Origin of the sequence: Flavobacterium sp., assembly GCF_046073885.1 — a bacterium.
GTDB lineage: Bacteria > Bacteroidota > Bacteroidia > Flavobacteriales > Flavobacteriaceae > Flavobacterium.
Genome location: NZ_JBJTND010000041.1, coordinates 1 through 10,021 on the forward strand (window position 1 = coordinate 1; position 10,021 = coordinate 10,021).

Below are 10,021 nucleotides of genomic sequence, written 5' to 3' on the forward strand. Positions count from 1 at the left end.
AAACCAAATTCTTGTGCTATTTCTTTTCCTTGCAAGAAGGAAGTGGCTGTTTTTGCTGTCCGGGATAGATTTATTGCACCCGAATCACTTCGAGATATTTCTTGAACATTATGACCTTTATACAAAGCTTGCGCTGCTTCAATAATTGTCGGGGTTGGTTTGTATTTGCTGATTTCCCATTCTGATACTTTTATATTTTCTTTTGCTGTTTGACTTATTAATATATTTTTTAGAGTGCTTTCAAAATTGTTAGCATTGCAAAGGATACAATTGTTTAAAAGTATTGCTTCTTTGATATTGTTAGGTTCATTAGGTGCATTTGTGGCAACTAAAATGGGAATAACTGTTTTTTCATGGCTGCCTTCATGAAAGTTTAACAAATCGAGACAATAATCAATTGTTTGATATTGCGCGTCTTTTGCAAAATGTTTTTCTCCAATTTTAAATTCAATTACAAAAATGAAATTATTTATAATTTATATATTGTCAACTCGTTTGCCCATTCGTGGAATGGAAAATTCAAAGTATATATTTCCTTTTATGTCTTGGAGCCATGATTTTAAAAAGTCAATTTGTTTGAGCCAAGCATTTTTTTGCTGGTCTTCAAGGTCGTGTTGGTGTTTTTTTGCAAGCTGACCGAAAATTGAATTTATGTCTTCTTTTAAAAAAATGTCTATCGTATTCTGATAATAACTTCTATTCATTTACGGATGTCGTAATATTATGTTTAAGGTTTTAGTTCTTGTATTTTTGTTAGTTTGTATTTGGTTGTTAAAATAAACAAAGCTAATTAATTTTAGTTAGTTTATAAGTTTGGATAACATCTACATTATTTAAATCAAATATAGTATTTATTATTAATTCATTATATGGCTATTTTTTTTTGCTTTGGTGTTCGCAGTGTAAAATTAAGTTGTAATTTTAATTGGTAAGCATCTTAGAAAGTAACTCCTATTTTTATGAAATTAGTGTAATAAAACTTATCTTCGCTTTGAGATAATTACTTAGTTTTACTTAATGTCAAACGCACTTCTTCTTACTCCAATTGAATACCTTAAAGGTATTGGTCCTTCGCGTGGTGAATTACTGCGCAAGGAACTCAATATCCATAAGTATGGAGATTTGATGAATTTGTTTCCCTACCGGTACATAGATCGCACACGGTATTATAAAATAAATGAACTTCAAAATACCACTGCCGAGGTTCAAATAATTGGTAAAATCATCCATATTAAAACGGTAGAATTTGGTAAAAACCAAAAGCGTTTAGTGGCTTCCTTTATGGATGAAACTGGTCAAATAGAACTCACTTGGTTTCAAGGCATCAAATGGATTCGGGAAAGTTTAAAACTGAATGAAGTGTATGTGATTTTTGGAAAAACCTCCAATTATGGTGGGCAATATTCTATGGCGCATCCCGAAATGGAGCTGCTTGAAGAGCACAAAGCCAGTTTGCGAAGTGCCATGCAACCTGTTTATCCCAGCACCGAGAAACTCACCCAGCGTGGCATTACCAATAAAGTAATCAACAAGGCCATGCAGCAATTGTTTCTGGAGGTGAACGGGCAGTTTATTGAAACTTTGCCCAATTATCTGCTGGAGCAGTTGCAACTCATTTCCAAAAATGAGGCCATGTTTAACATTCATTTTCCTAAAAGTCAAGACCTTTTGGCGAAAGCCCAATTCCGATTGAAATTTGAAGAATTGTTTTTCATTCAGTTGCAATTAATTACCAAAAATCTTATCCGTAAACATAAAATAAAAGGCCATTTGTTTGATAAAGTCGGCGCCAATTTCACCGATTTTTATTCCAATCATTTGCCATTTGAATTGACCAATGCGCAAAAACGCGTGATCAAAGAAATACGAAATGATATGGGGAGCAATGCCCAAATGAATCGGTTGTTGCAGGGCGATGTAGGATCGGGTAAAACCATTGTGGCCTTGATGTGCATGCTTTTGGCAAAAGATAATGGGTTTCAGAGTTGCCTAATGGCACCAACCGAAATTCTAGCCAATCAGCATTACCTAGGTTTAACCGAACTTGCCAAAGATTTAAATATCAGCATCAAATTACTCACCGGTTCCACTAAAACTTCCGAACGAAAAATGATTCACGAAGCACTTGAAAACGGAACCTTAGACATTCTTATAGGAACCCACGCGTTGCTGGAAGACAAGGTGCAATTTCATAATTTGGGATTGGCCGTTATTGATGAGCAACATCGATTTGGCGTGGAGCAACGCTCCAAATTATGGCATAAAAATCATATTCCGCCGCATGTTTTAGTCATGACCGCAACGCCAATTCCGAGAACCTTGGCCATGAGTTTGTATGGCGATTTGGATATTTCGGTCATCGACGAATTGCCGCCGGGAAGAAAAGCCATTCAAACGGTGCATCGGTACGATTCCAATCGATTGAAAGTTTGGAAATTCCTTAAAGATGAAATCGCGAAAGGCCGTCAGGTGTATATTGTTTATCCATTAATTAACGAAAGCGCCACCCAAGATTATAAAGATTTAATGGACGGTTACGAGAGTATTTCTCGTGATTTTCCGTTGCCGCACTACAGTATTTCGATAGTTCACGGCCAAATGAAACCCGCCGAAAAAGAAGCCGAAATGCAACGCTTTGTAGCCGGTAAAACCAATATTATGGTGGCTACCACCGTGATTGAAGTGGGTGTGAATGTGCCCAATGCTAGTGTGATGGTGATTGAAAGCACGGAGCGATTTGGGTTGTCGCAATTGCACCAGTTGCGCGGAAGAGTAGGTCGTGGCGCCGAACAAAGTTATTGCATTTTAATGACGGGATTCAAATTGGGTAACGACAGTAAAACCCGAATAGAAACGATGTGTAAAACCAACGACGGATTTGAAATTGCGGAGGTTGATTTAAAACTTCGTGGCCCGGGGGACATCATGGGCAAACAACAAAGCGGGGTGTTGAATTTGCAAATTGCCGATTTGGTTAAAGATAAAGAAATACTGCTGTTGGCCAGAGAGCATGCAATCAAGTTGTTAAAAGACGATGCGGCTATGGCCAAACCCGAGCACCAAAAAATGAAGGCCATTTTCATGGAAATGAGCGCCAAGAAAAACATTTGGAATTACATTAGTTAATTGCTATTCTTCAATTTTAGTACAAATGAATAAACTGATCTTCTTTTTACTTCCTTTTTTTACTCTGGCGCAACAGGTTTCAAAAGTTGATTTTATAAAATGCAATGCTTCTGTAGCGCCTCATTTTGATACTAAATCAATTGACGGAACGGTGACCTATAAATTCAAAGTGCTTTCAGAAATCGATTCCATTCGCATTGATGCGAAAAACATGTATTTTTCGAATGTGACTCTTAATGGAAAACCGGTTAATTATAAAAACAACAAGAAGGAATTAGTCTTATTTGAAGGTTATAAAAAAGGGACTAATGAAGTTTCCTTTTCTTATAAAGCCATGCCCAAACAAACGCTCTATTTTGTAGGAATTGGAGAAGGGCAACAAATCTGGACGCAAGGGCAGGGGAAATATACCAGTCATTGGTTGCCGAGTTTTGATGATGTAAATGAGAAAGTGATTTTTCAAATTTCGGTTCAAATTGAAGAAGAAATGAATTCATTGTCGCATTTTACCGCTATTTCAAATGGAGAATTAATTCGTAAAACCAATTCCATTAGCTGGTCTAAGGGAATGAAATATTGGTTGTACAGCTATAAAATGAAAAAACCAATGTCGTCCTATTTGGTGATGTTGGCCATCGGAAAATTCGAACACCAAACAGAAATTTCCAAATCGGGAATTGCCATCGACAACTATTATAAACCAATTGACGCCGATAAATATCCCTATACCTACAAAGGTTCTAAAGTTATTTTTGATTACCTCGAAAAAGAAATTGGAGTCAAGTATCCTTGGAAAATTTACCGCCAAATTCCGGTGGAAGATTTCCTTTATGCCGGAATGGAAAACACTACATCCACTTTGTTTGCTCAAGATTTTGTCGTGGATTCAATTGGTTTTAACGATCGAAATTACATTAATGTCAATGCACACGAATTGGCGCACCAATGGTTTGGCGATTTGGTAACAGCCAAAACAGGGAAACACCATTGGCTGCAAGAAGGGTTTGCAACTTATTATGCTTTGCTTGCCGAACGCGAAATTTTTGGTGAGGATTACTTTAATTATGCCTTGTATAGAAATGCCTTGCAACTTCGAAAAGCAGCTAAGACAGATACGATTCCGGTGTTAAATGAGAAAGCAAGTTCCTATTCTTTTTATCAAAAAGGAGCTTGGGCTTTGCATGTGATTCGGGAGGCAATTGGGGAAAAGGCTTTTCAAAAAGCTGTAAAAAATTATTTGAAAAAGTACCAATATAAAAATGTAGAAACAGCTGATTTTTTGAATGAAATTGCTGCGGTTTCCGATTTTGATATAGTGAAATTTCAAAAAGAGTGGCTGGAAGACTATCGTTTTCCAAATGATCAGGCGCTTGCCTTATTGAAGAAAAATCAAAGTATCCGTTTGCTATTTGAAATTCAAGCACAAAAAAACAAACCCTTTGCAGAAAAGGAGTCCTTTTTTATGGAGGTGATGAAATCGAATGCCTTTTATGGATTGAAAAAAGAAATTATCAATCAAATTGAAGCCGTTCCTTTTAATGAAAAAGAGGCTTTAATTCGTGTAGCAATGCAAACAAATGAGGTGGAAGTTAGGCAATCGGTAGCGGAAACTTTAAAAACAATTCCGGCTTCCTTTTTGACCGAATATGAATCGTTGCTGCAAGACAATTCCTATGATACCAAGGAAGTGGCTTTTGTGAATTTGTATAAAAATTTCCCTGAAAATAGAGCCAAGTATTTGGAACAAGCCAAAAATTGGATAGGTAAAAACGATAAAGGATTGCGAATAGTATTTCTTTCGTATTACTTGGATTTCAATTATTCCAATGCCAATTCCTCGCAATATTCTCAATATCTTTTTGAATTATTGGAGTACACTTCGCCAAAGTTTGAAAGTTCGGTGCGGCAAAATGCTTTTGAAAGCGCCTTGTATTTGGAACCCAAAAACAATAAGATGCTGAAAAATTTGGTAAACGCCATGGTTCATCCCAAGTGGCAATTGGTAAAATTTGCACGAGACACCATTCGAAACGTATTGAAGAAAGAAGGGTACCGCGATTTGTTTACTTCCTATTTACCTGATTTATCGGATGTAGAAAAAATCCAGTTGCAACGATTGTTAGACGAAAAGTAATTTTATAAAAACTCTTTTACTTCGGTTTTTAAATAACCCAATGCTAGATTATTTACTGATTCGCCTTCAATTGCATTTGTAATGATTGTTTCTCTCAATTGCTGTGAGTTGGTAATTGCACTGTCTAAAGCAACTTTTCTAATGTTTTGAATGATCGTGTTTTTTGCAGTAAGAACCATCGTCCAACATTCATCTGAAACATAAATCTGTTGTGTCAAATTATGATCAAACTCTTGTTCGATATTTTTGATTAATAAATTTTGGTAATCCAATTTGTCATCTCCAAGAGGTGCCACGCGTAATAATAATTTTGTTGCATTGATGCGTTCTAATAAAAGAGCCAAACGCTCGTAGGCCTGAAGTTTTATTGGTAAAGCTTGCTTTTGGTTTTCTCTTTGAAGCGCAAATCGTCTTTTATTGTCTTCATTTTGAGTGTGCATTTGAAAGAAATAATAAGCTACAGCTCCAGTTATTAAAGCAGGAAGTGTATAAAAAGCCAATTCAATAATTTTATCAGTATTCATTTTTAATTTGTATATTAATTGTTGACAAATATAAAGAATTAACCTTAAAAATAAATTGTAATTCAGGTTGAGTAAGCTTAAATTTGAAGATTCAAAAAAGTAAGAATGCAAAAATATATTAATCAGCTTAATGAGGCACAGCAAGAACCGGTTTTGCAAAAAGACGGTCCTATGATTATTATTGCGGGTGCGGGATCAGGGAAAACGCGGGTACTTACCATGCGTATTGCTTATTTGATGAGTTTGGGTGTGGATGCGTTTAATATTTTGGCATTAACTTTTACCAACAAAGCGGCACGCGAAATGAAAAAGCGTATTGCAGATATTGTGGGGACCAACGATGCCAAGAACTTATGGATGGGAACATTCCACTCGGTTTTTGCACGAATTCTGCGAAGTGAAGCCGATAAATTAGGCTTTCCTTCCAATTTTACTATTTATGATACCCAAGATTCGGTGCGTTGTATTTCTGGAATTATCAAAGAAATGCAATTGGATAAAGATGTATACAAACCCAAACAGGTTTTAGGTCGGATTTCTTCTTATAAAAATTCCTTAATAACGGTAAAAGCGTACATGAACAATCCGGAGTTGCAGGAGCAAGATGCGATGTCGAAAAAGCCGCGATTGGGAGAAATTTATGCCAATTATGTAGACCGTTGTTTTAAATCGGGGGCAATGGATTTTGATGATTTATTATTAAAAACCAATGAATTGCTGAATCGATTTCCTGATGTTTTGGCTAAATATCAAGATCGTTTTCGATACATTATGGTGGATGAGTACCAAGATACCAACCATTCGCAGTATTTGATTGTAAGAGCCTTGTCTGATCGTTTTCAAAACATATGCGTTGTGGGAGATGACGCGCAAAGTATTTATGCTTTTCGTGGTGCGAACATTAATAATATTTTGAATTTCCAAAAAGACTACGATAATGTAAAAATGTATCGATTGGAGCAAAACTACCGTTCTACCAAGAATATTGTGGAAGCAGCCAATTCGATTATTGATAAAAACAAAGTCAAGCTGGACAAAGTAGTTTGGACGGCCAATGATAATGGTCCCAAAATAAAAGTCCACCGAAGTGTAACCGATGGGGAAGAAGGCCGTTTTGTGGCAGGAGAAATCTTTGAACAAAAAATGCGCAACCAATTACATAATGGACAATTTGCCATTTTGTACCGAACCAATGCACAATCTCGTGCCATGGAAGACGCTTTGCGCAAGCGCGATATTCCGTATCGAATTTATGGTGGGTTGTCTTTTTACCAAAGAAAAGAAGTAAAAGACATTCTTTGTTATTTGCGTTTGGTTATAAATCCAAAGGATGAAGAAGCACTCGTACGAGTGATTAATTATCCGGCTCGAGGAATTGGAGATACTACCGTAGAAAAACTAACCGTTGCTGCCAATCATTACAAGCGTTCCATTTTTGAAGTCATGGAACATATTGATAAAATCGATTTGAAATTAAACTCGGGAACCAAAGCCAAGTTGCAGGATTTTGTGACCATGATTAAGAGTTTTCAAGTGATTAATGAAACGCAAGATGCCCTGTTTTTAACCGATCATGTGACCAAGAAAACCGGATTTATTCAGGAGTTAAAAAAAGACGGAACCCCCGAAGGTATTGCCCGAATTGAAAACATAGAAGTTTTAATGGGGGGGATTAAAGATTTTATTGAAGGTCAAAAAGAAATAGATGGTGCCCGTGGTGCATTATCAGAATTTTTGGAAGATGTAGCCTTAGCAACCGATCTTGATAACGATACTGGAGATGATGATCGTGTGGCATTAATGACCATTCACTTAGCAAAAGGACTGGAGTTTCCGTATGTTTTTATCGTGGGAATGGAGGAAGATTTGTTTCCAAGTGCCATGAGTTTAAACACCCGAAGCGAGTTGGAAGAAGAGCGAAGATTGTTTTATGTGGCACTAACTCGGGCCGAACATCAAGCGTATTTAACCTATGCGCAGTCGCGTTACCGCTGGGGAAAACTTACCGATAGCGAGCCATCTCGATTCATTGAAGAAATTAAAGACGAGTATTTAGAATATATAAATCCAGCGGATGCGGGAGGGTATCGCTACAAGCCAATGATGGACATTGATATTTTTGGTGATATTGATAAATCCAAATTGCGCTTGGCAAAACCGGTTGCCGGAACACCACCCAAAAAATATGGCGATGAGCCAACGCCTGCTTCTGCAATTCGGAAATTAAAACCAATTGGAAAAGAAAGCGCAAGTTCCAATTCGAATTTGTTTGATAATAAACTGGTGGTTGGAAACATCGTAATGCACGAACGCTTTGGAAAAGGGGAAATCATCAACCTAGAAGGAGTGGGCGCCGACAAAAAAGCAGAAATCCGATTTGAGGTGGGAGGTATCAAGAAGTTATTATTACGATTTGCTAAATTGGATATTATTGGATAATGCTTCACGCTTCTAACTTCCAACCTTAAACTTTCAAGTTATGACTCAATTCTTAAAAATATACGAAGACAATCCGAGTGAAGCTGCGATTAAAAAAGTGGTTGAGGTATTGAAAAATGGTGGGTTAATAATTTATCCTACCGATACCGTTTATGGATTGGGTTGTGATATTACGAATGCTAGGGCTTTAGAGAAAGTGGCTAAAATAAAAGGAATCAAATTAGAAAAAGCCAATCTCTCGTTTATTTGTTCCGATTTGAGTCATATTTCCGATTATGTGAAACAAATAGACACCGCTACATTTAAATTACTTAAAAGAGCTTTGCCGGGGCCGTATACTTTTATTCTTCCGGGGAATAATAACCTTCCTAAAGTTTTTAAAAACAAGAAAACCGTTGGAATTCGGGTTCCCGACAATAACATTATTCGTGCGATTGTTAAAGAATTAGGAAATCCAATTATATCCACTTCCATTCATGATGAAGATGAGGTTTTGGAATATTCTACGGATCCCGAATTGATTTTTGAAAAATGGGAAAACCAAATCGAATTGGTAATCGATGGTGGTTATGGCGATAATGTGCCGTCAACCATAATTGATTTATCTGGCAATGAACCAGAAGTGATCCGAGAAGGAAAAGGCGATTTAGATATTTTATAGCATAAAAAAACCTTGATTTCTCAAGGTTTTTTTTATTTGAATTACAATGTTATTGTTTTTTCATTTCTTTTTCGATCATTTCGTAGAACTCATCAATTTTAGGTAAAATAACAATTCGAGTTCTTCTGTTTGTTGCACGGTTTTCAGCAGTTTTATTTTCTACTAACGGAATGTATTCTCCACGACCTGCAGCAATTAACTGAGATGGTTTAACACCTAAATCTTTTGTCAATACTCGCACAATAGCAGTAGAACGCTTCACGCTTAAATCCCAGTTGTCTGTTAAAACAGAATTCCCAGTAAACGGAACATTATCGGTATGTCCTTCAACCATGCACTCAAAAGTTGGTTTGTCATTAATTACTTTTGCCACTTTAGCTAATACTTCTTTGGCTTTATCACTTACCACATAGCTTCCGCTTTTGAATAATAATTTATCAGCGATAGAAATGAATACCACTCCTTTATCTACATTTACATTAATATCTGGATCTGAAAGTCCAACCGAACTTTTTAAACTCGTTACTAAAGCAAGGGTAACGCTATCTTTTTTAGTTAAAGCATCTTGCATTCTAGAAATTTTCAAATCTTTCTCTTTGATCGTTTCTAAAGCTTTTTCTATGTTTTGAGCACCTTGTTTAGTAAGTGTAGTCATGTTGCCTACATTATTAATTAACTCGGTGTTGTTTTTCTTTAAGTATTCATTTTGCTGACTTAAAGATTCTTTTTCAGTAAGACACAAATTAAGTTTTACAGTCGCTGAGTTCAATAAATCTTGACACTCTTTGTTTTGTTTTTCTAATTCGGCTATTTTCTTTTTAGTCCCGCAAGAAGTTAAAGTTAATCCTCCAATTAAAATTAAATAAAGTGCTTTTCTCATAGTGATATTTTTTTATGACTTCAAAATTACAAATTCTTGTGGTTAATATTTAAAAAATAACCTAAAGAATTGTTAACTTCCTGTTAGAATTGTTTTTTCTGATTCAAATAATAGCTAAAAACGATGCTCTTTGATTGAAAATAGTCCGATTTTTGAATCGTTCCTCTTTTTTTAAGGGTGTAGTTAATTAAATGATAAAAATAAAAATGGGCTTTAAGAATGGCAAAGCAATGGGCGAATTTTCCTTTCAAAATAAA

The 10,021-nt window shown here is 36.0% G+C and carries 6 protein-coding genes and 1 pseudogene; 4 read left to right on the top strand and 3 right to left on the bottom strand.

Going from position 1 to position 10,021, the window contains the following annotated elements:
• Nucleotides 1–380, bottom strand: a pseudogene (locus tag ACKOWY_RS05370) (hypothetical protein); the annotation flags it as partial.
• Between the two features lie 637 nt (nt 381–1,017).
• On the opposite strand from ACKOWY_RS05370, the gene recG reads away from it, so the two are divergent.
• Both recG and ACKOWY_RS05380 read left to right on the top strand, forming a co-directional pair.
• Nucleotides 1,018–3,126 (top strand): ATP-dependent DNA helicase RecG, encoded by a 2,109-nt coding sequence (recG, locus tag ACKOWY_RS05375; RefSeq protein WP_408940415.1) that lies wholly within the window; start codon nt 1,018–1,020, stop codon nt 3,124–3,126.
• Between the two features lie 25 nt (nt 3,127–3,151).
• On the top strand, nt 3,152–5,260 hold the full coding sequence (locus ACKOWY_RS05380) for a M1 family metallopeptidase (protein WP_408940416.1): 2,109 nt from the start codon (nt 3,152–3,154) through the stop codon (nt 5,258–5,260).
• A 2-nt stretch (nt 5,261–5,262) separates the two neighbouring features.
• Here the strand turns inward: ACKOWY_RS05380 and ACKOWY_RS05385 are convergent, their stop codons facing one another.
• Nucleotides 5,263–5,784: a hypothetical protein gene (locus ACKOWY_RS05385; protein WP_408940417.1), complete on the bottom strand. Its 522-nt coding sequence runs from the start codon at nt 5,782–5,784 to the stop codon at nt 5,263–5,265.
• A 105-nt stretch (nt 5,785–5,889) separates the two neighbouring features.
• Here ACKOWY_RS05385 and ACKOWY_RS05390 point away from each other — a divergent pair, with 105 nt between their 5' ends.
• Both ACKOWY_RS05390 and ACKOWY_RS05395 read left to right on the top strand, forming a co-directional pair.
• Nucleotides 5,890–8,223, top strand: coding sequence for an ATP-dependent helicase (locus ACKOWY_RS05390; RefSeq protein ID WP_408940418.1), 2,334 nt, complete (start codon nt 5,890–5,892; stop codon nt 8,221–8,223).
• Between the two features lie 40 nt (nt 8,224–8,263).
• Nucleotides 8,264–8,884: an L-threonylcarbamoyladenylate synthase gene (locus ACKOWY_RS05395; RefSeq protein WP_408940419.1), complete on the top strand. Its 621-nt coding sequence runs from the start codon at nt 8,264–8,266 to the stop codon at nt 8,882–8,884.
• A 49-nt stretch (nt 8,885–8,933) separates the two neighbouring features.
• Here the strand turns inward: ACKOWY_RS05395 and ACKOWY_RS05400 are convergent, their stop codons facing one another.
• Nucleotides 8,934–9,764 carry a flagellar motor protein MotB gene (locus ACKOWY_RS05400; protein WP_408940420.1) on the bottom strand — a complete coding sequence of 277 codons (831 nt, stop codon included), beginning with the start codon at nt 9,762–9,764 and terminating at the stop codon, nt 8,934–8,936.
• Between the last annotated feature and the right edge of the window lie 257 nt (nt 9,765–10,021).

Bases quoted from the DNA above. Each gene is read 5' to 3' on its own strand.
- recG (WP_408940415.1), top strand. From the start codon at position 1,018: ATGTCAAACGCACTTCTTCTTACTCCAATTGAATACCTTAAAGGTATT.
- ACKOWY_RS05380 (WP_408940416.1), top strand. From the start codon at position 3,152: ATGAATAAACTGATCTTCTTTTTACTTCCTTTTTTTACTCTGGCGCAA.
- ACKOWY_RS05385 (WP_408940417.1), bottom strand. From the start codon at position 5,784: ATGAATACTGATAAAATTATTGAATTGGCTTTTTATACACTTCCTGCT.
- ACKOWY_RS05390 (WP_408940418.1), top strand. From the start codon at position 5,890: ATGCAAAAATATATTAATCAGCTTAATGAGGCACAGCAAGAACCGGTT.
- ACKOWY_RS05395 (WP_408940419.1), top strand. From the start codon at position 8,264: ATGACTCAATTCTTAAAAATATACGAAGACAATCCGAGTGAAGCTGCG.
- ACKOWY_RS05400 (WP_408940420.1), bottom strand. From the start codon at position 9,764: ATGAGAAAAGCACTTTATTTAATTTTAATTGGAGGATTAACTTTAACT.